The following is a 20,589-nucleotide window of genomic DNA, read 5'->3' on the forward strand; positions in this document are numbered from 1 at the left end:
ACGACTCGCTAAGTAAAGCGGCGTATAGGGAGCGTAAAGAATCGTAAAGAGTGATTTTTGCCCTCTTCGTCGCACATCAATCCAATGTAATATTAAGTAAACGGTAACTGACCAAAGGTGCCCCGATGGCAAACATTCTTTTAATTGATGACGACATAGAACTGACAAGCCTATTAAAAGAGGTGCTCAGCTTCGAAGGATTCGAAGTCAGTGAAGCAAACGACGGTGAAGCCGGCCTTGCCGCAATCAACAGCGATATCGACCTCATCCTACTGGATGTAATGATGCCAAAATTAAATGGTATGGAAACGCTGAAGCGTCTGCGAGAGAACTGGGAAACCCCCGTGTTGATGTTGACCGCCAAAGGCGAAGAGATTGATCGAGTGATCGGTTTAGAGCTCGGCGCAGATGACTACTTACCAAAACCTTTCAGTGACCGAGAGCTGCTCGCTCGTATTCGCGCGATTTTACGTCGCACCAGTAACACGCAGAAAAACGGCAAAAACAGCGATTGTATTGAGTACCAAGAGTTGCGCCTGTATCCGGGCAAACAAGAGGCTTACTGCGATCAACAATTGCTGGATCTAACCGCAACCGAGTTCGCGCTGTTGACCCACTTTGTCCAAAACCCAGGACACGTACTCACCAAAGAGACGTTGAGCCTCGACGTACTAGGTAAAAGACTGGCGGCCTTTGACCGTGCAATCGATATGCACGTGTCGAACTTACGCAAAAAGCTGCCCGACCAAAGCAATGGCAAACCGCGCATCAAAACCCTACGTGGTCGCGGCTATATGCTGCTTGAGGAGGATTAATGCGCCTATCACGCATCAAACTGCCAAAGATTAATAGCTTGTATGGACGCATCTTTGCCATCTTTTGGTTCACTATGCTGTTGGTATTGATAGCCGTGCTATCACTGCCACATTTGGATCCAAGGAAAGCACGCGACATCCCAGACGAGCATTATCAGCGGATCATTGAAACGCGTGATGCCATTCAAAACAAGTACAGCAAAGAAACCGATCTAGGACGCATTTTATTCCGCGTCGAGGGCAACCGCGCAGGTAAACATGACCCACGACCACGAGTGTTCTTTTCGGATTACAACGGCAACGTCTTAACCACCGATAAGCGCAGCAACTTTCAACTGCGTGCGATGCAAAACTTTGTCACCAGTATTGAAGATTACAACAAGCCAAAACAGAGACTTTATGGCCGCTATATGATTGCCGGCCCTGTGCCAATCGTTCTGGCCGACTCTGAACTGCTGATGTACGTTGGCTTTAAATGGAACGAGCCACCACCGCTGCTGCTACGTCTCTTCGACCACCCATTCCAGTTACTGTTGGCCGTCATGCTGGTGAGCACGCCATTACTGCTGTGGCTTGCTTGGGCGCTGAGCCAACCCGCACGCCGCCTTGAAGCCGCCGCACAGCGAGTGGCAAAAGGTGAGTTCGTCATCGATCCGAATCTTGAAAAAGGCACCGCAGAATTTCGTCAAGCGGGCAGCAGCTTCAACCAAATGGTCGAAGCGGTGAATCAAATGATTTCAGGTCAGCAGCGTTTACTGTCGGACATTTCTCACGAATTACGCTCGCCACTCACTCGATTGCGCATGGCCAGTGCATTAGCGACGCGCAAACAGGGTGACAGCCCTGAGTTGGTTCGCATTGATACCGAAGCGCAGCGCCTTGAGCAGATGATCAGCGAATTGCTTGAGCTCTCGCGCATGCAGGTGAACAGCCACATGACACGCGAGACACAGCCAATAGAAAGTTTGTGGGAAGAGATCATTAAAGATGCGCAGTTTGAAGCCGAGCAAATGGGTAAAACACTCCGCTATTCAGAGATCCCTGAGCGACATATCTCAGGCAACCCAAAACTGTTGATGAGCGCGGTAGAAAACATCATTCGCAACGCGATTTATTACGGAAAAGATGAAGTGCAGATAGACATTCAAGACAAGACTGACACACTGACGATTACCGTCGATGACAACGGTGATGGTGTGCCGGATGAAGAGTTAGATGCGATTTTCCGTCCATTCTATCGTGTGTCTACTGCTCGTGATCGTCACTCTGGCGGCACTGGATTAGGGTTAACCATCACAGAAAGTGCGATTCGTCAGCACAGCGGTACGATAGTCGCGAGCCGCAGCCCACTGGGAGGTTTGCGCGTCTCCATCACGCTGCCTTTAGTCAAAGTAGGCAAATAACCCTACAAGATTTCAGTTGATAATGATTTTCATTAACATTAGAGTAAATCCTCCGATTAAGGAGGATTTACTATGTCGCATACATTTCCCGCTCTGCCTTACCCATACGATGCGTTAGAGCCATACATCGACGCAAAAACCATGGAAGTGCATTACAGCAAACACCACAAAACTTACTTCGATAAATTCGTCACCGCCGTGCAAGGCAGTGAGCTTGAAACACAATCGCTAGACGAAATCTTCGCAGCCGTTTCGCAACATAGCCCAGCCATTCGCAACAATGGCGGCGGCTACTACAACCACATCCTTTACTGGAATTGCATGTCGCCAGAAGGCGGCGGTGAACCACAAGGCGCACTTGCGCAAGCCATCAACGACAAGTTTGGTCACTTCGAAAAGTTCAAAGACGAATTCGCTCAAGCAGCCGTTAATACGTTTGGATCTGGCTTTGCATGGTTAGTTGTGAAAGATGGCGACATCCACATCACCTCCACCAGCAATCAGGATAACCCGTTAATGGACGTGGCCGATGTACGCGGCGAGCCTATCCTTGCATTAGATGTGTGGGAGCACGCGTACTACATCAGTTATCAGAACCGTCGACCAGAATACATCGACGCTTGGTGGAATGTGGTGAACTGGCGCGCCGTCGAAGAGAACTACGCTCGCGCGCTCGTGTAACCGCTAACGATAAAGGGGGAAGGTTGGTAAGCGCCAAGCCCTCTTTTGTACCCAAGTCGCTGCACTTGGGTATATACTGCCCCTCTCTTTGACCAACTCTATTTCAATACCATGTTTGATATCGCTTTATACGAACCAGAAATCGCGCCGAATACCGGCAACATCATTCGACTTTGTGCCAACTGCGGTGCAAACCTGCATTTGATTGAACCGCTGGGTTTCGATCTGGAAGAGAAAAAAGTCCGCCGCGCAGGATTGGATTATCACGATTTGGCTCGCGTAACGCGTCATAAGAACTATCAAGCATTCTTGGAATATCTCGATAAAGAAAAGCAAGGCAATTACCGTCTGTTTGCTTGCACCACCAAAACCACAGGTCACCACGTTGATGCGCAATACCAAGCAGGTGATGTGTTGATGTTTGGTCCTGAAACTCGCGGCCTACCAGCAGAGATCATTGAAGGCTTGCCAATGGAACAGCGTATTCGCATCCCAATGATGCCAGACGCGCGCAGCCTGAACCTTTCGAATGCCGTTGCGATCATTGCTTTTGAAGCCTGGCGTCAAATGGGCTTTGAAGGGGCGTTGTAAGCTCAACAAATTCCAGACACAAAAAAGGGCGCGGAATGCGCCCTTTTTTTTCTTGATTCACTGATTCAATCAGTTGAGCTTGTTACGATCATCGTCGTCTTTACGCTCGTATTCACCTTCGAAGGTGTTGCCGTTGTCCGAGCGAGAATCGAACGGGTCACGATGAAACGGATCTTGCTCAAATGGCCCTTGGTTTGAGAAACCACCTTGGAAGCCACCACCATGCATGGTTTTGACGACCATCTTGCTCATCAAGTATTTCGCAATCGCGGCACGCGGCGCAGGCAGCAATACCACCATACCCAACGCGTCGGTCATAAAGCCGGGTGTCAGCAATAGCACACCGGCAACCGCTAGCATCACACCTTCAAAAATTTGCTGTGCTGGAATTTCGCCTTGTTCAAGACGGCCCTGAACAGACATCAAGGTTTGAATACCTTGGCTGCGCACTAATGACGCGCCGACAAATGCCGTGATCAGCACTAATGCGATGGTTGGCCAGAGACCTAAAAAGCCCCCCACCTGAATAAATAAGCCAATTTCAATGATTGGGACGAAAATAAACGCCAATAATAAGATAGGAAACACACGCCCTCCTTTGTTTAATTCAGTGTAATGGTAAAAGCCAAGTAACCTCAAACGAATCGTTGTAAAAAAGCGTGTTCATACTCATGGCTTTTTTATTCAGGCGAACACACAGGCAAACTTTGCGAAAACACGCTATACATTTATGCGTTGCATTTGTGCGCATACCGATTTTTTCGTGCTTGAAAAGTGCCAATTTCGAACTCTAAAAAACCATGTTTGTCGAGGAAAATTGAATACCCACAAAGGGTTATTAATAACCCGTTCATACTTTGCAAATTATTGACTCATGAAAAGCGAAAAAGGTGATCTAGTTACTATTTTTATGCGCTAGGTGCAGTATGATGTGCCACATAAGTCAGGACGGATTTTCCAGCCAAAAATTCTGATGAATGGATTCTAGATTGCAGAAATGGCTAATAAATAACTTTATTATCAGAATTATCATCTAAGGATCCTGCTATGGCTACCCTATCTGATGCTCCAAAAACAGCAAACCAAGCCACTCGTATTGAAGAAGATCTATTAGGTCAACGTCATGTCCCTGCTGATGCGTACTACGGCATTCATACCCTACGTGCGATCGAAAACTTCAACATCTCTAACGTAACTATTTCTGACGTACCTGAGTTCGTACGCGGCATGGTGATGACGAAGAAAGCAGCAGCGTTGGCGAACAAAGAACTTGGCGCCATTCCTAAAGAAGTTGCTAACTACATCCTAGAAGCGTGTGATTTGATCCTAGAAACAGGCAAGTGTATGGATCAGTTCCCTTCAGACGTATTCCAAGGCGGCGCGGGTACTTCCGTTAACATGAACACTAACGAAGTTATCGCGAACGTTGCACTTGAACTGATGGGCAAAGAAAAAGGCCAATACGAGTTCATCAACCCGAACGACCACGTTAACAAGAGCCAATCTACTAACTGTGCGTACCCAACTGGTTTCCGTATCGCGGTTTACAACAGCGTACACAAACTAATGGAAGCGATTGAATACCTAAAAGGCGCATTCGATCTTAAAGCAACTGAATTCAAAGACGTATTGAAGATGGGTCGTACTCAGCTTCAAGACGCAGTACCAATGACTGTTGGTCAAGAGTTCCACGCTTGGGCTGTAACGCTAAACGAAGAGATTCGTGCTCTAGATTACACATCTAAACTCCTACTAGAAATCAACCTAGGTGCAACCGCAATCGGTACTGGTCTTAACACACCAACTGGTTACCAAGCTCTAGCAGTGAAACACCTAGCGGAAGTAACTGGCCTTGACGTTGTACCTGCAGAAGACCTAATCGAAGCGACTTCTGACTGTGGCGCATACGTAATGACTCACGGCGCACTAAAACGTCTAGCAGTGAAACTATCGAAGATCTGTAACGACCTTCGTCTACTTTCTTCTGGTCCTCGCGCGGGTCTAAATGAGTTGAACCTACCTGAAATGCAAGCAGGTTCTTCAATCATGCCAGCGAAAGTAAACCCAGTTATCCCAGAAGTAGTAAACCAAGTTTGCTTCAAAGTTCTAGGTAACGACAACACGGTTTCTTTCGCAGCAGAAGGCGGTCAGCTACAGCTAAACGTAATGGAACCGGTTATCGCACAAAGCATGTTTGAGTCTATCTCTCTACTACACAATGCGTGTGTGAACCTACGTGATAAATGTATCGACGGCATCACTGTAAACAAAGAAATCTGTGAGAACTACGTTTACAACTCAATCGGTATCGTAACTTACCTAAACCCATACATTGGCCACCACGAAGGTGACATTGTCGGTAAGATTTGTGCAGAAACTGGTAAGAGTGTTCGTGAAGTCGTACTTGAGCGCGGCCTGCTAACTGCAGAAGAACTTGATGAAATCTTAACAGTTGAAAACTTCATGCATCCTACTTACAAAGCGAAACGCTACGAGTAAGCATTGAAGCTAAGGGGGGCCATCCAGGCCCCTTTTTTAGGCTTTTTCACGGTAACCACATTTTTAATAAGCTTTTATTACCGTAGGCCGCTGGGTTCTGATTCTCTGAACATTTACTCCTGTTCCTGAGTGTTCAAAAAATCAGAATCAAATAAAAAACTAAAGAGGTATCAATATGGTCATGGTCGAACTCTTCGTGGTTCTGCTCTTCATCTATTTGGGGGCAAGAATCGGCGGTATCGGCATTGGTTTTGCCGGTGGTGCTGGGGTCATAGCGTTGTCTTTGATCTTGGGTGTCCCGACAAGCCAAGCGTACATTCCTGTTGACGTAATTTTGATCATCATGTCTGTAATCACGGCTATCGCAGCAATGCAAGTGGCTGGCGGTTTGGATTGGATGGTACAAGTTGCGGAAGACTTTTTGCGTAAACACCCTGAGCGCATCACCTTTTACGCGCCAATCGTGACATTCCTAATGACACTAATGGCAGGTACAGGTCACACAGCATTCTCTACTCTACCGGTTATTGCAGAAGTAGCGAAAGGCCAAGGCGTTCGTCCTTCTCGTCCACTGTCTATCGCGGTTGTGGCATCGCAAATCGCTATCACAGCTTCTCCAATTTCAGCGGCAGTTGTGGCGTTTGCAGCTATGTTGCATCCGTTTGGTGTGGATTACCTAACGCTACTTGCGATCTGTATTCCAACCACGTTCATCGCTTGTATGATCGGTGCATTCGTTGCGAACTTCATGGGCTGTGAGCTAAAAGACGATCCAGAATACCAAGAGCGTCTAGAGAAAGGCCTAATCAAGCTAAACACAGAAGCAAAACGTGAAATCCTACCAACTGCGAAAAAAGCGACGTTCATCTTCCTTGGCGCTATCGCTTTCGTCGTGTGCTACGCAGCGGCTATCTCTGGTTCAGTGGGTCTAATCGAGAACCCAGCACTGGGTCGTAACGAAGCAATCATGACGGTAATGCTGGCAGCCGCCGCGGCGATCGTAATGAGCTGTAAAATTGATGCTGGCAAAATCCCAGCAGCAGCGACATTCCGTTCTGGTATGACAGCGTGTGTGTGTGTTCTTGGTGTGGCATGGCTAGGTTCTACGTTCGTTAACGCGCACGTTGATGGCATCAAAGAAGTGGCTGGTGCACTACTAGCTGACTACCCATGGATGCTAGCACTTGTTCTATTCTTCGCGTCTATGCTGCTTTACTCGCAAGGTGCAACTACCGTTGCGCTTATGCCTGCAGCACTTGCAATCGGTGTAGCGCCACTAACAGCGGTTGCGTCTTTCGCAGCAGTAAGTGCGCTATTCGTACTACCAACTTACCCAACGCTACTAGCTGCGGTTGAGATGGATGACACGGGTTCAACTCGTATCGGTAAGTACGTATTTAACCACCCGTTCTTCGTTCCAGGCGTGGTCACCATCGCATCAGCGGTAGCACTTGGCTTCGCATTCGGTGGTCTACTGATCTAGTAGAAACAGAGTCTTACTCGGGGAGCTTCGGCTCCCTTTTTTCTTTTCTGCGCCTTGAGTATTGCTTAACAAATCTTCACTTGGATGAAACTTATTAACTCGCCTGCGGGTCTGATTGAGTTACACTAACGGCAATTATCTAAGATGAATTGAACCTTTTATGCGCGCATTACTTTCCGTTTTACTCTTAGGGCTCATTACCTTTTCCACTCCGTCTTTGGCTTTATTTGGCAAAGACCAGTTTAATAATAGCCAGAACAACAGCTTTGGTAGCAGCAACGACAGCTTTGTTCCGGTCGACCAAGCGTTCCCATTTAACTTCTACCAACAAGACGACAAGTTGATGCTCGATTGGCAGGTACGTGACGGCTACTATCTGTATCAAGAGCGCTTGTCTGTGTCTGGTGAAAACATCTCTCTTGGCGAACTGCAAATGGAAAACGGCACGCCACATAAAGATGAATTTTTCGGTGATGTGCACATCTACACCACGCCTTTATTTGTGAATGTACCACTTGATGAGTGGCAAGAAGGCGCGCGCGTGATTGTGCAATATCAAGGCTGTGCGAAGGCTGGATTCTGCTACCCGCCAGAAACTCGCATCATTCCCATTGACGCTTTTACGGCTTCCATTGCTGATTCCGCTGTCGCAACAAAACCAACGCAATCAACAGCAAACAACAACCAAACAAATGCGACATCACCAACGGCGAGCACGTCAGTGTCATCAAACAATGCTCCCGCACCAGTCACTGAGCAAGACAGCCTCGCGGCGAACCTTGCTGACAATTGGTGGACTCCGCTGCTATTTTTAGCTCTCGGTGTAGGCTTAGCGTTTACGCCATGCGTTCTGCCAATGTACCCAATTTTGACCAGCATCGTACTTGGCAGCGGGAAACTCAGTCAACGCCGCGCTCTGGGTTTATCCCTAGTTTACGTGCAAGGCATGGCGCTAACTTACACTCTTCTCGGCTTAGTGGTGGCATCAGCAGGCATGCAGTTCCAAGCGGCGATGCAACACCCATATGTGTTGATTGGTTTGAGTATCTTATTCGTCACGTTGGCACTCTCCATGTTTGGTGTGTACACCCTGCAATTGCCAAGCAGTGTACAAACGTGGCTAAACAACCTAAGCAACAAACAACAAGGCGGCAGCAGCGCAGGCGTATTCGCGATGGGTGCGATCTCAGGTCTGGTGTGCTCACCGTGTACCACAGCACCTCTGTCGGGCGCACTACTCTACGTTGCACAAAGTGGTGACTTGCTGACTGGTGGTATTGCGCTTTACGCACTGGCGATGGGTATGGGTATTCCGCTGATTCTCGTGGCGGTATTTGGCAACAAACTGCTGCCAAAAGCTGGCGGTTGGATGGACCGCGTGAAGACACTATTTGGTTTCATTCTGCTGGCAGCACCAATCTTCTTGCTTGAGCGCATCTTGCCAGAAATGTGGTCGACGGCGTTGTGGTCTGCGCTCGGTATCGCGGCATTTGGTTGGTTGTATCACATCAAAAACAGCTTGGAGTTTGGTGGCTGGAAGCAAAGCGCAATTGGCATTATTGCCGTCCTCGGTTTGTTCGCCTCCGCGCAACCAGCACTGAATTATTGGTTTGGCAATCACGAAACCCAAGCACAGCAAACAACGGTTAGCTTTACTCGCATTGCTAATGTGGCCGAGCTTGAAGATCAACTGGCGTTGGCGAAAGCAGCAGGTAAACCTGTCATGCTCGACTTCTACGCCGACTGGTGTGTAGCGTGTAAAGAGTTTGAGAAGTACACCTTCCACGATCCAAAAGTCGAAGCCAAGCTGCAAGACTTTGTGTTGCTGCAAGCGGATGTCACCAAAAACCAAGTGCAAGATATTGAGCTACTCAAACACATGAACGTGCTGGGTTTGCCGACCATCGAATTCTGGGATGCGAAAGGCGAACACGTTTCAAACGCTCGTTTAACTGGTTTTATGCAAGCCGAGCCTTTCTTAGAGCACATCAATCGATTCTGATATCACATCATTCAAACGCCAGCGATTTTCGCTGGCGTTTTTTGTTGCACAGATTTGAATGAGAAAAATGCGGCTATATGCAATTTTCCTAATAAAAGTCGATTTGGTTCAGACTTTTAGCGAATAAATATTGTCCACCTTCTCAAAGCTGGACAATAATTCATTTAACGAAATAGTCAAAAGTGTTTAACGTCATGGATTCGACCTACACCATCATCATCGCCGATGATCACCCTCTCTTCCGTAATGCATTGTTCCAATCGGTACACATGGCTGTCAGTGGTGCCAATCTGCTTGAAGCAGACTCTCTTGATGCCCTGCTTGCATTACTCTCCAAAGAGGAAGAGCCGGATTTGGTGCTGTTGGATCTCAAAATGCCTGGGGCTAATGGAATGTCAGGGCTTATCCACTTAAGAGCGGAATACCCAGATTTGCCTATCGTCGTGGTATCCGCCAGCGAAGAGCCAACGGTGGTGAGTCAAGTGAAGAGCCATGGTGCGTTTGGCTTTATTCCGAAATCGAGTGATATGCGTGAACTGGTCAATGCACTCAACCAAGTGCTCAATGGCGACCCATACTTCCCTGAAGGGCTGATCACCAATAACGCAGCGTGTAATGATTTAGCAGAGAAGATTGCCGCGCTAACGCCACAGCAATACAAAGTGTTGGGGATGTTGTCTGATGGCTTGCTGAACAAACAAATCGCTTACGAGTTGAATGTATCAGAAGCCACCATCAAAGCACACATGACGGCGATTTTCCGCAAGCTCGGCGTGAAGAACCGCACGCAAGCCGTCATCATGTTAACGGAAATGAATGATTAGGACTTAGTCCTCCTCTTCCCCTTCCTCTTCTTCATTGGGTAAACGTAAACCAACCTTAGTCACTTGGTGATCCACCACGTCCGCGATTACCCATTGCAAACCTTGCCATTCAAACTGGTCGCCCAAAACAGGCGTGCTACCTAGCTGTTCTTCAACAATATTGCTCAAGGTTTTATCTTGCAGTTCATCGCCCAAATTCAAACCGTACATCATCGCCACGTCGGCCAGCTTCACTTCAATATCTAAGAAGAAATCACCAAAGAAACGAGTCAGAGAGGCTTTCTCCGGCGCTTCACTGAACAACAAGCTCAGTGCAGCTAAGTCTTTCTCTTGAGCCAATACACATAGGGTATCGTCTTCTTCCAACCTGGTACTGCCCGATGGGTGAAGCAGTTCTTGATTACGGAAAACAGCCGCAATGCGCGTGCCCTCAGGCATCGATAAACTGCGCAGCGGTTCGCCAATGCACCATTTATCCGCTTTCAATCGGTAGATAAACAGTTCCCACTCACTGGTTGGGTAAATCTCCACACCAGTGCGAGAGATTGGCTCAGGCTTTGGTGGCAACTCAACCTTGGCAAGCGACATCGCTTTGGTCAGCGTACCGCCCTGAACGATCAGCGATACCATAACCACGAAGAAGGCCAAGTTGAAGTACAGCTGCGCGTCTGGTAAACCAGCCATCATAGGGAATACCGCAAGAATGATTGGCACCGCGCCACGCAAACCAACCCAAGAGACAAACCACTTCTCACGTGGCGTGAAACTCTTAAATGGCAGCAGTCCAATCCACACGGAAATAGGACGGGCAAACAAAATCATACCAAACGCAAGCGCCAAGCCTGGCACCGCAATACTCAGCAAGTTCGACGGCGTAACCAACAAACCAAGCACGAGGAACATGCCAATTTGCGCTAGCCACGTCATACCATCTAACACATGCAGAATCGAATGACGGCTGCGCGTTGGACGGTTACCCAGCAATAAACCTACGAGGTAAATCGACAAAATACCGCTGCCGCCTAACGAGTTCGACAACGCGAAAATGATCAAGCCGCCGCTGACGGTCAAAATCGAGTACAAGCCATCCGGCAGTTGATTGCGATTGATGACTTTCCACAAGACCCAGCCACCAGCAAAACCAAGTAGCGCACCGATACCAAACTGCTTAACAAAACTGAGCGCTAAAAATCCGGCGCTTAACTCCGTTCCCGTACTAGAAAGAATCGCAATTAACGTGACGGTCAAGAACACCGCCATTGGGTCGTTGGTGCCCGATTCAATTTCTAACGTCGAGCCAACACGTTCGTTCAGACTGCGGCCTTTCAATAAAGAGAAGACCGCGGCCGCATCCGTTGAACCGACAATCGCGCCAACCAAGATACCTTGCAATAGATCCAAATCGAACAACCAAGTCGCCATCAAACCGGTTAACAATGTCGTGATGGCTACGCCTATGGTTGCCAACGACACCGAAGGCCACAAGGCGACCCGAAAACTGGCGACTCGCGTTCGCATCCCGCCATCCAAAAGAATGATGGCGAGCGCTAAGTTACTGACTAAATAAGCGATGGAATAATTATCAAATAAGATTCCGCCAAGGCCATCTTCCCCAGCCAACATACCTACCGCAAGAAATACGAGAAGGATTGGAATCCCCAACTTTGAGGACACGGGGCTTAAAAGAACGCTCAGTGCAATCAGTAATGCACCAATCAGAAAAAAGCTGTTAATGGTGTCTGCGTCCATTCTCACCCTCCCTAAATGAAAAGCTACAAACAATCTCAACGAGTAAGCATATAAGTTCCTAAATCACCTCAACTTTAAGATGTAAGCGCGATGAGTTAAGCACAGGCTTTATTGTGCCTCAAAACCGTGCTCCGGTACGAAAACTTTATGTAAACAAATCACTTGAGAAGGTTGAATCTAGGTATAGATTCGGTGAAATCAATGAAGAAAAGATTAACCAATGCAACATATTGAAAATTTTATGCATCAAATCATTAGACCTTAGGCTAATTTAACACCTTTTTAACATCATTAAATCTTATCGATTTCGCCATAAACGCCCATTATTCGGTCGTTTTTCCTTTTTTACGCCCCGACTAAAGTTGAAAAGAGTTATTGCCAACACCTTGCTAATGTACATTGTGAAACATTTTTTTAACAACAATACCAATCGTAAGGAGACGGCAATGGCATTTGAAAGCGAAGAAAGAGCCAAAGCCTATTGGGACAAAAACGTGAAGCTCATGATCGGTCTAATGGTCATCTGGTTCGTCGTGTCTTTCGGCTGCGGCATTTTATTTGTCGACGTACTTAATCAATTTCAATTAGGTGGATACAAACTTGGTTTCTGGTTTGCTCAGCAGGGCTCCATCTATGCCTTCCTAGGTATTATTTTCTACTACGCGTGGAGAATGCGCCAAATCGACCGTGAATTCGGCGTGGATGAGTAAGGAGTCACTCAGATGGATTTGAAAACTATCACTTATCTGGTTGTTGGTGCGACGTTTGTCCTCTACATCGGTATTGCGATTTGGGCACGCGCTGGATCAACCAAAGAGTTCTACGTCGCGGGCGGTGGTGTAAACCCTATCGCTAACGGCATGGCAACCGCAGCAGACTGGATGTCTGCGGCATCGTTTATCTCGATGGCGGGTCTGATTGCCTTCATGGGTTACGGCGGCAGCGTATTCCTAATGGGCTGGACTGGTGGTTACGTGCTGCTTGCACTGTTGCTTGCCCCTTACCTACGTAAGTTCGGTAAATTTACTGTGCCTGAGTTTGTCGGCGAGCGTTTCTACTCCAAGACAGCGCGTATCGTAGCCGTAGTGTGTCTGATCATCGCGTCGGTCACTTATGTTATCGGTCAGATGAAAGGCGTTGGCGTTGCGTTTGGTCGCTTCCTTGAGGTGGATTACTCAACCGGTCTACTGATTGGTATGTGTATCGTATTCATGTACGCCGTTCTTGGTGGCATGAAAGGCATCACTTACACGCAGATTGCTCAGTATTGCGTACTCATTTTGGCTTACACTATTCCTGCAATCTTTATCTCTCTGCAGCTTACCGGCAATCCAATTCCACAAATAGGGCTCGGCAGTACCATGGCCGGCACCGATGTCTATCTGTTAGATCGGCTCGACCAAGTGGTGACGGAGCTCGGCTTTAGTGAATACACCACTCAAGTCCGCGGTGACACGCTAAACATGTTCGTTTACACCATGTCACTGATGATCGGTACTGCGGGTCTGCCACACGTAATCATCCGTTTCTTCACTGTACCGAAGGTGCGTGATGCACGTACCTCTGCAGGTTGGGCACTTGTGTTCATCGCTATCCTATACACAACGGCTCCAGCAGTATCAGCAATGGCACGTCTAAACCTAATGGATACCGTTAACCCAGCGCCGGGCCAACACTTGGCTTATGACGAACGTCCTACTTGGTTCAAAAACTGGGAGAAAACGGGTCTGCTAGGCTTTGATGATAAGAACGGTGATGGCAACATCAACTACACATCAGATGCTGCAACTAACGAACTGAAAGTTGATAACGACATCATGGTACTAGCTAACCCTGAGATCGCGAAACTACCTAACTGGGTTATCGCACTGGTCGCAGCGGGTGGTCTAGCGGCGGCACTATCAACCGCAGCGGGTCTATTGCTGGCGATTTCGTCCGCGATTTCCCACGACTTAATCAAAGGGGTAATTAACCCGAATATCTCAGAGAAGAAAGAGCTGCTTGCGAGTCGAATCTCGATGGCGGTGGCCATTGCAGTCGCAGGTTACTTGGGTCTGCATCCACCGGGCTTCGCGGCAGGTACGGTAGCACTGGCCTTCGGTCTGGCGGCGTCCTCCATCTTCCCGGCTCTGATGATGGGTATCTTCAGTAAGAACATCAACAAAGAAGGTGCTATCGCGGGTATGATTGCAGGTATCAGTATCACTCTGTTCTACGTGTTCCAACACAAAGGTATCCTATTCATCGCAGATTGGACTTACCTAGAAAGCTGGGGCAGCAACTGGTTCCTAGGCATTGAGCCAAACGCATTTGGTGCGATTGGTGCCTTATTCAACTTCATCGTCGCGTTCGCTGTATCGAAAGTAACAGCAGAAACACCACAAGAAGTGAAAGACCTAGTCGAACACGTTCGCGTACCGGTAGGTGCTGGTAGCGCAGTGGATCACTAAAATATAACCAAAACCACAAAAGCCCCGTTTGGAACCTGCCGTCCGGGGCTTTTTTATTCTCACTTTTCAGTTACCATATTCGCAGTATGTCGTTGCAAGGAAGCCAAGATGTTCAAAAACAAGCACTTTATTCTCGCCCTGTTAATCGCGCCCATCCTTTCTATCATTGCCTACTTTGGTACTGATATGGCACTGAGCGAAAAGCCTCATGCCGCTAAAGAAGGGGAAACTTACAAGCTCGCGAGTAAGTCCAACTGTCGTTACACCAGTGGCCTATGTGACATGGAAAATGGCGATTTTAAAGTTAAGTTCCGTTCTGAAAAACTGACAAAAGATAGCCTAGAACTGTCTCTCAACGCTGCCTATCCGCTGGAAGGCGTCAAGCTGTCCGTAGTCGATGACCAACAACAGAACGCTCAGCCGATTGATATGACACGCGCCGATCAAGCTGGCCAAAACTGGTACATCTCTCTGCCAAAGCCAACCTCCGCAGAGAGCTGGTTACGAGTCGTTATCCAAGCCGAAGGCACGCTTTACTACGGCGAAACACAAACAGCATTTGTGAAATACGAAACCTTGTTTACTGAGTAACATTACGCTGCTTATCCTTCTAAACAACGGATAAGCTTTGCTGCGGGATGAAAACCCAACCATTTCTGCCGATGCGACTGCGTCGGCTTTTTTATATCTAATCTTGTCGAAAATAGAGGGTTGCTAATTTATTCTTAATTGATAATAATTATCATTATCTAATTAATTGAGGCAGATATGAAACGCAGAAAGGACATATTCAACGCCTTCTTCAAAGCGCAAGATCGCTTCCAACTTGCCGCGCCAAGTGGCTTTGAGCCCGACGTCATTCATGACTATATTCATTGGGGTATGGTGTTGTCATCCAGCTATGAGCATGAAGCAGAAGACGAAAACTTACTCTTGTGCGAACTGTTTTTTCGCCAAGTGTATTTCCACCTTCTCGAAGCGATTCAAGACCCAACTCGCACTCGTACATTTCGCCGAGTCTGCCTTGATTCGGTTCACACGCCCTTATTCTGCCTCAAACGTTACTACTATCAGTTTGAACATGGCGACGTAAAGTTTCTCCAATTACAACAACAATTACGCCTCATTCAGACTTCTCTTGATTAAACGAAAGGAACCCTACTATGACCACCGAATTTCGTATCGAAACCGACAGCATGGGCGAAGTAAAAGTCCCGGCGAATGCCTTGTATCAAGCGCAAACTCAGCGCGCTATCGATAACTTCGCATTCAGCCAGCACACCATGCCAAGCGGTTTCATCCAAGCTTTAGCCCACATCAAACAGACGGCAGCACTGACCAACGCACAACTAGGGTTACTGGAAGGTGATATCGCTAATGCGATTGCAGAGGCTGCGCAAGCCATTATTGATGGCCAACATCTCGATCAGTTCCCTATCGACCTATTCCAAACCGGTTCTGGGACAAGCTCCAACATGAACGCTAATGAAGTGATTGCCACGCTCGCGTCTGAATTGCTTGGTGGCAACGTCAATCCGAATGACCACGTTAACATGGGTCAAAGCAGTAACGATGTGGTGCCGACGGCGATTCAAGTCAGCTCAGCACTTGCTATTGAACACAAGTTGTTGCCTGCACTGGCTCATCTTAGCCAAAGCCTAGAAACCAAGAAGCAAGCTTTGCAAGGCGTGGTAAAAACAGGCCGAACCCATTTGATGGACGCCATGCCAATCACTTTCGCGCAAGAGCTGGGCGGCTGGCAATTCCAGATTGAACACGCTAAACAAGCCATTGAACAAACACTGCCGATGGTGAAAGCCCTTGCTCAAGGCGGCACTGCCGTTGGCACAGGGATCAACGCCGATCCGCGTTTTGCCTCTCTGTTTGCAGACAACCTCACTCAGTCCACTCGAGTCACCTTTACTTCAAGCGACAATTTCTTCTTCAACCTCAGCAGCCAGGATGCGATCGTCGCACTGTCCGGGCAGCTCAAAACAGCAGCAATTGCGATCATGAAGATCGCAAACGATCTTCGTTGGATGAACTCTGGCCCATTGGCAGGCTTGGGTGAAATCGAACTGCAAGGCTTACAGCCGGGTTCATCAATCATGCCGGGCAAAGTAAACCCGGTTATTCCTGAAGCCGCAGCCATGGCGTCAGCGCAAGTGATTGGCAACGACGCAACCATCACCATCGCGGGTCAGTCTGGCAACTTCCAGTTGAATGTTATGCTACCCGTGATTGCATATAATATTTTGGAGAGCATTGAGCTCGTTGCGAACAGTGCGACCGCCCTTGCCGATAAGGCGATTGCGACCTTTGACGTTCGACAAGATAACCTCGATATTGCTTTGGCCAAGAATCCGATTTTAGTCACCGCACTAAACCCGGTGATCGGGTATTTGAAAGCGGCAGAAGTCGCGAAAAAAGCCTACAAACAAGGACGAGCCATCATTGATGTGGCCGAAGAGGAAACGGATTTAGACCGCGAAACGCTTGAAAGGCTGCTTAATCCAGCCAAATTGACTCAAGGTGGCGTGGCAGAGTAAAGCACTTACTTTGAATTTCCGCAGAATACAAAGAGACCTCTCATTGGAGGTCTCTTACTATCTGGCTCATGCGTTCAACTTACCTAAGCTACGCGACTCGATTGAGCACCGAGCGCAATTTGAGTGGCTTAACTGGTTTGGCAATAAAGCTGAAACCGTTCGCTTTGATGCCTTCCATCATATCGTCAGTACGGTCAGCACTGATGATCACCCCTTCAAAACGATTCCCCAGACGCAAACGACACTGTTGCAACACTTCTAACCCCGTACGTCCATTATCCAATCGATAATCAGAGAAAACGACGTCTGGCACCCAATCGCCTTCGAGCGCTTGTAAACTTTCGACGAGATCCGTCGCAACCCGTATGTCGCACCCCCAACGAGAGAGAAGATTTTCCATTCCGACCAAAATGTCAGGTTCATTATCGACACACAAAATTCGCAAGTGGCACAACTCAGATTGAGGACTGGTCTCGACTTTCGCAGGGTGTGGCTGAACGTGATGAGCCTTATCCAAGGTTATTGAGAACACGCTGCCTTTACCAAACCACGAACGCATTGAAATTTCGTGCCCCAACACCTGCGCAATCCCTTTGGAAATCGCCAAGCCTAATCCCAAGCCTTGATCGGAGCGTACTTGCGTTCCGCGATTAAACTCTTCGAAAATTTCCTGCTGTTTTTCTTCCTCGATGCCCATGCCGTTATCCCACACATCAATGCGCACACGCCCTTGAACTCGGCGCACTCCCAGCGCGACTTTACCATTTGGGCTGTAACGAAAGGCATTGGTGAGGAAATTCTGCACCACACGGCGCAACAATTTAGGGTCCGATTTCACCATTAGAGAAGATGGGATCATAGTGAACTCGATCCCCTGTTGTTTGGCCAATGCGCTGAATTCCGCATTGAGGTTCGCCAGAACATCGTTGACCGCGAAGCCATGGACATTGACTTCCAACTTACCCGATTCCAAACGCGAAATATCCAGCAAATCTCCGATCAAATCTTCTGCCGCGCCTAACGCACTTTCGATGTGTGCCGACAACTTGCGGGTTTCGCTGTCTTTGGCTACTTCAGAAAGTGAAGACGCAAACAAACGGGCGGCATTGAGCGGCTGCATCAAGTCGTGACTCACGGCCGCTAAAAAACGCGATTTCGATTTCGATTCCAAATCCGAACGCTGCGTCGCTGCCACCAACTGCTTGTTGAGTTGCTCCAACTCTCTAGTGCGCGCGCGTACTCGTTCTTCTAACGTTTCATTGGCGTCTTTCAGCGCTTGCTCGGCATCGCGGAATACGGTGATGTCCGTAAAGCTCATTACAAAACCACCGCCGGGCATCGGGTTGCCCTGCACTTCAATCACTCGTCCATCAGGACGCACACGGGAAGAGGTATGTCGCGTACCTTGTTCAAGGTGATACACGCGGCGGCGTACGTGGTCTTCTGGATCGCCGGGGCCACACAAACCTTGCTCAGCATTGTGGCGAATCACATCAGCAATCGGTCGGCCGACTTGAATCAATCCGGGTGGGAATACAAACAGCTCTAGGTAACGCTGGTTCCACGCCACCAGCCGCAATTGTTTGTCGACCACGGCAATCCCTTGGCCGATATGTTCTATCGCCCCTTGGAGTAATCCGCGGCTAAAGTCGTACAACTCGGATGCTTCATCAACGATGGTTGCGACTTCTTCAAGCTGCATATTTCTGCCTTGCAACGCAGAAGTAAGTACTAACTTAGCAGAAGAGGCACCAAACACCCCAGCCAATACGCGTTCAGTGTGACGAATCAACGAAGACGGCGCTTGTTGGTTCGGTAACAACTCCTCTCGCTGCTGGCTCCAATAGGCTTGGAAAGCCACTTTCACCCGAGTGCGGCCAACAAAGCGCGAGGCAAGCATTTCCAGCTCAGCAACGGTAACACGACTTTGATACAAGCTGATGTTTTCGCTTTCAGGCAGCGGTGTTCCGACAAAAGACGCCGACTGTAAGCGCTCACTTAGGCTTGGACGCGTCGCCAGAGACACCGCGACAAAACACACCGCGTTCGCCACCACACTCATGATCATGCCCCAATCCGAAATCGCAATGTCGAAGCTCGACAGCACCTCTGGCGGCGTGATTAACCAAATCAAAAAGTTGTTGCTGGCATTACCAGCTAACATGTCGGTTTGGCTCATCAAGGTAATCAACCAAATCGTAAAACCGACCGCGAGGCCAACATAAACGCCTTTCTTGTTACCCTGACGCCAATACATACCGCCAATCAATGCAGGGGCAAACTGGGTAATGGCTGCAAACGAGAGAAAACCTATCGCAGAGAGTGAGTGGATACTATCTAAAGCCTGATAAAATCCCCATGCACCAATCAACAAAATCAGAATTAGAGCGCGGCGAATACGCAGCAAAAGCTCAGAAAAGTGGTGATGGTTGCGCTGCGCCAAGCGCATTCGGCGTAATATCAGCGGCATCACTAAGTCGTTCGATACCATGATCGCCAAAGCAATGGTTGAAACAATCACCATGCCGCTCGCCGCCGAAGTACCGCCTAAAAACGCCAGTAACGCAATCTCGCTTGCCCCCACCGCCATCGGCACACTGATCACGTAAGTATCGGCAGATGTTCCGCTCAATAACCCTTGCCCGACCCACGCGATTGGCAACACAAATACGCCCATCAAAATCAGATACAGCGGGAACAACCAACGCGCGACATGCAAGTCTTGCGCACGTTCATTTTCCACCACCATGGTGTGGAACTGACGCGGCAAACAGACAATCGCCAACATGGTCAGCACAGTATGTATTAATAAGGTTGGAATGTTTGGCGACTGGTAGGTTTCAGAAGCAACTTCAATCAGGCTCAAGTTTTCAGTACTCATCGCCAGCCAGACAATGAAAATCCCCACCACCAAAAACGCCAGCAATTTGATGATGGATTCGAACGCTATCGCCATCATCATCCCACGGTGATGCTCGGTGTTATCAATATGGCGAGTACCAAACAACATGGTAAAAATGGCCAGTGCCACCACGACAAACCAAGACACGCTGTCATTCTGATAACCAAAATCGGTCGCCAATTCTGGGGCGATGATCTCCAACCCCATGGTGATGCCACGCAGCTGCAAGGCGATATAAGGTAAGATCCCCGCCACCGCAATCAATGTGACGACCACCGCCAAACCTTGCGATTTTCCGTAACGGGCACCAATAAAATCAGCGATGGAAGTGATGTGTTCGCGCTTCGCGATCAGAATGAGTCGAGCCAGAACCCGCCATCCGATGGTAAACACCAAAATCGGCGCGATATAGATGGGCAAGAAAGACCAAGGATTGCTGCTCGCCTGTCCGACCGTGCCGTAGAAGGTCCACGAGGTACAGTACACCGCAATCGAGAGGCTATAAATCCACGGTCGCCAACGGGCGAGCCAGCGCTTCTGTATGTCTCCGTACCACGCGATTATAAATAGGGCTCCCAAGTACGCCAAAGAAACGGGAACCACCAGCCATCCTTGCATCCGATATCCTTTCTAGCTTTTCT

At 48.5% G+C, this 20,589-nt stretch carries 16 protein-coding genes; 13 read left to right on the forward strand and 3 right to left on the reverse strand.

Annotated elements, in window-relative coordinates:
* Positions 1–125 precede the first annotated feature (125 nt).
* The 4 genes from DYB02_RS15970 to trmL all read left to right on the forward strand — a co-directional run bounded on the left by DYB02_RS15970 (position 126) and on the right by trmL (position 3,490).
* Positions 126–815 carry a response regulator gene (locus DYB02_RS15970; protein ID WP_005478591.1) on the forward strand — a complete coding sequence of 230 codons (690 nt, stop codon included), beginning with the start codon at positions 126–128 and terminating at the stop codon, positions 813–815.
* Positions 815–2,218, forward strand: coding sequence for an envelope stress sensor histidine kinase CpxA (gene cpxA, locus DYB02_RS15975; RefSeq protein WP_015297428.1), 1,404 nt, complete (start codon positions 815–817; stop codon positions 2,216–2,218). The genes DYB02_RS15970 and cpxA overlap by 1 nt, the downstream gene beginning before the upstream one ends.
* Before the next feature lie 72 nt (positions 2,219–2,290).
* Positions 2,291–2,899, forward strand: a complete 609-nt coding sequence (locus tag DYB02_RS15980; RefSeq protein ID WP_005478593.1) for a superoxide dismutase — start codon at positions 2,291–2,293, stop codon at positions 2,897–2,899.
* A 111-nt stretch (positions 2,900–3,010) separates the two neighbouring features.
* Positions 3,011–3,490 carry a tRNA (uridine(34)/cytosine(34)/5-carboxymethylaminomethyluridine(34)-2'-O)-methyltransferase TrmL gene (trmL, locus tag DYB02_RS15985; protein ID WP_005460447.1) on the forward strand — a complete coding sequence of 160 codons (480 nt, stop codon included), beginning with the start codon at positions 3,011–3,013 and terminating at the stop codon, positions 3,488–3,490.
* Between the two features lie 69 nt (positions 3,491–3,559).
* Here trmL and DYB02_RS15990 read toward each other — a convergent pair whose 3' ends face one another.
* The gene (locus tag DYB02_RS15990; protein ID WP_005460455.1) at positions 3,560–4,078 is read right to left on the reverse strand and encodes an FxsA family protein; all 519 of its coding nucleotides are present in this window, start codon (positions 4,076–4,078) and stop codon (positions 3,560–3,562) included.
* A 459-nt stretch (positions 4,079–4,537) separates the two neighbouring features.
* On the opposite strand from DYB02_RS15990, the gene aspA reads away from it, so the two are divergent.
* From aspA to DYB02_RS16010, 4 genes are all read left to right on the forward strand, one after another.
* Positions 4,538–5,989 (forward strand): aspartate ammonia-lyase, encoded by a 1,452-nt coding sequence (gene aspA / locus DYB02_RS15995; protein ID WP_005460458.1) that lies wholly within the window; start codon positions 4,538–4,540, stop codon positions 5,987–5,989.
* A gap of 175 nt (positions 5,990–6,164) precedes the next feature.
* Positions 6,165–7,472 (forward strand): anaerobic C4-dicarboxylate transporter, encoded by a 1,308-nt coding sequence (locus DYB02_RS16000; RefSeq protein WP_005457503.1) that lies wholly within the window; start codon positions 6,165–6,167, stop codon positions 7,470–7,472.
* A gap of 160 nt (positions 7,473–7,632) precedes the next feature.
* Positions 7,633–9,474, forward strand: coding sequence for a protein-disulfide reductase DsbD (locus tag DYB02_RS16005; protein ID WP_025524566.1), 1,842 nt, complete (start codon positions 7,633–7,635; stop codon positions 9,472–9,474).
* 194 nt (positions 9,475–9,668) lie between these two features.
* Complete coding sequence (locus DYB02_RS16010; protein ID WP_017449376.1) at positions 9,669–10,298, forward strand: response regulator transcription factor; 630 nt, start codon at positions 9,669–9,671, stop codon at positions 10,296–10,298.
* A gap of 3 nt (positions 10,299–10,301) precedes the next feature.
* Here DYB02_RS16010 and DYB02_RS16015 read toward each other — a convergent pair whose 3' ends face one another.
* Positions 10,302–12,047, reverse strand: coding sequence for a potassium/proton antiporter (locus DYB02_RS16015; RefSeq protein WP_015297432.1), 1,746 nt, complete (start codon positions 12,045–12,047; stop codon positions 10,302–10,304).
* A gap of 446 nt (positions 12,048–12,493) precedes the next feature.
* On the opposite strand from DYB02_RS16015, the gene DYB02_RS16020 reads away from it, so the two are divergent.
* The 5 genes from DYB02_RS16020 (at position 12,494) to DYB02_RS16045 (ending at position 17,046) form a co-directional block, all read left to right on the forward strand.
* The gene (locus DYB02_RS16020) at positions 12,494–12,757 is read left to right on the forward strand and encodes a DUF4212 domain-containing protein (RefSeq protein ID WP_005458022.1); all 264 of its coding nucleotides are present in this window, start codon (positions 12,494–12,496) and stop codon (positions 12,755–12,757) included.
* 12 nt (positions 12,758–12,769) lie between these two features.
* On the forward strand, positions 12,770–14,497 hold the full coding sequence (locus DYB02_RS16025) for a sodium:solute symporter family protein (RefSeq protein ID WP_005458020.1): 1,728 nt from the start codon (positions 12,770–12,772) through the stop codon (positions 14,495–14,497).
* A 108-nt stretch (positions 14,498–14,605) separates the two neighbouring features.
* A complete protein-coding gene (locus tag DYB02_RS16030) occupies positions 14,606–15,088 on the forward strand; it encodes a hypothetical protein (RefSeq protein ID WP_021449801.1) in 483 nt (160 codons plus the stop codon).
* 177 nt (positions 15,089–15,265) lie between these two features.
* On the forward strand, positions 15,266–15,643 hold the full coding sequence (locus DYB02_RS16040; RefSeq protein ID WP_029805115.1) for a hypothetical protein: 378 nt from the start codon (positions 15,266–15,268) through the stop codon (positions 15,641–15,643).
* Between the two features lie 17 nt (positions 15,644–15,660).
* Positions 15,661–17,046: a class II fumarate hydratase gene (locus DYB02_RS16045; RefSeq protein WP_021822927.1), complete on the forward strand. Its 1,386-nt coding sequence runs from the start codon at positions 15,661–15,663 to the stop codon at positions 17,044–17,046.
* 88 nt (positions 17,047–17,134) lie between these two features.
* On the opposite strand, the gene DYB02_RS16050 is transcribed toward DYB02_RS16045, so the two are convergent.
* Positions 17,135–20,566, reverse strand: a complete 3,432-nt coding sequence (locus DYB02_RS16050) for a hybrid sensor histidine kinase/response regulator (protein ID WP_029805112.1) — start codon at positions 20,564–20,566, stop codon at positions 17,135–17,137.
* Between the last annotated feature and the right edge of the window lie 23 nt (positions 20,567–20,589).

This window comes from Vibrio parahaemolyticus (assembly GCF_900460535.1).
GTDB classification, from domain to species: Bacteria; Pseudomonadota; Gammaproteobacteria; order Enterobacterales; family Vibrionaceae; genus Vibrio; species Vibrio parahaemolyticus.

Bases quoted from the DNA above. Each gene is read 5' to 3' on its own strand.
- DYB02_RS15970 (WP_005478591.1), top strand. From the start codon at position 126: ATGGCAAACATTCTTTTAATTGATGACGACATAGAACTGACAAGCCTA.
- cpxA (WP_015297428.1), top strand. From the start codon at position 815: ATGCGCCTATCACGCATCAAACTGCCAAAGATTAATAGCTTGTATGGA.
- DYB02_RS15980 (WP_005478593.1), top strand. From the start codon at position 2,291: ATGTCGCATACATTTCCCGCTCTGCCTTACCCATACGATGCGTTAGAG.
- trmL (WP_005460447.1), top strand. From the start codon at position 3,011: ATGTTTGATATCGCTTTATACGAACCAGAAATCGCGCCGAATACCGGC.
- aspA (WP_005460458.1), top strand. From the start codon at position 4,538: ATGGCTACCCTATCTGATGCTCCAAAAACAGCAAACCAAGCCACTCGT.
- DYB02_RS16000 (WP_005457503.1), top strand. From the start codon at position 6,165: ATGGTCATGGTCGAACTCTTCGTGGTTCTGCTCTTCATCTATTTGGGG.
- DYB02_RS16005 (WP_025524566.1), top strand. From the start codon at position 7,633: ATGCGCGCATTACTTTCCGTTTTACTCTTAGGGCTCATTACCTTTTCC.
- DYB02_RS16010 (WP_017449376.1), top strand. From the start codon at position 9,669: ATGGATTCGACCTACACCATCATCATCGCCGATGATCACCCTCTCTTC.
- DYB02_RS16015 (WP_015297432.1), bottom strand. From the start codon at position 12,047: ATGGACGCAGACACCATTAACAGCTTTTTTCTGATTGGTGCATTACTG.
- DYB02_RS16020 (WP_005458022.1), top strand. From the start codon at position 12,494: ATGGCATTTGAAAGCGAAGAAAGAGCCAAAGCCTATTGGGACAAAAAC.
- DYB02_RS16025 (WP_005458020.1), top strand. From the start codon at position 12,770: ATGGATTTGAAAACTATCACTTATCTGGTTGTTGGTGCGACGTTTGTC.
- DYB02_RS16030 (WP_021449801.1), top strand. From the start codon at position 14,606: ATGTTCAAAAACAAGCACTTTATTCTCGCCCTGTTAATCGCGCCCATC.
- DYB02_RS16040 (WP_029805115.1), top strand. From the start codon at position 15,266: ATGAAACGCAGAAAGGACATATTCAACGCCTTCTTCAAAGCGCAAGAT.
- DYB02_RS16045 (WP_021822927.1), top strand. From the start codon at position 15,661: ATGACCACCGAATTTCGTATCGAAACCGACAGCATGGGCGAAGTAAAA.
- DYB02_RS16050 (WP_029805112.1), bottom strand. From the start codon at position 20,566: ATGCAAGGATGGCTGGTGGTTCCCGTTTCTTTGGCGTACTTGGGAGCC.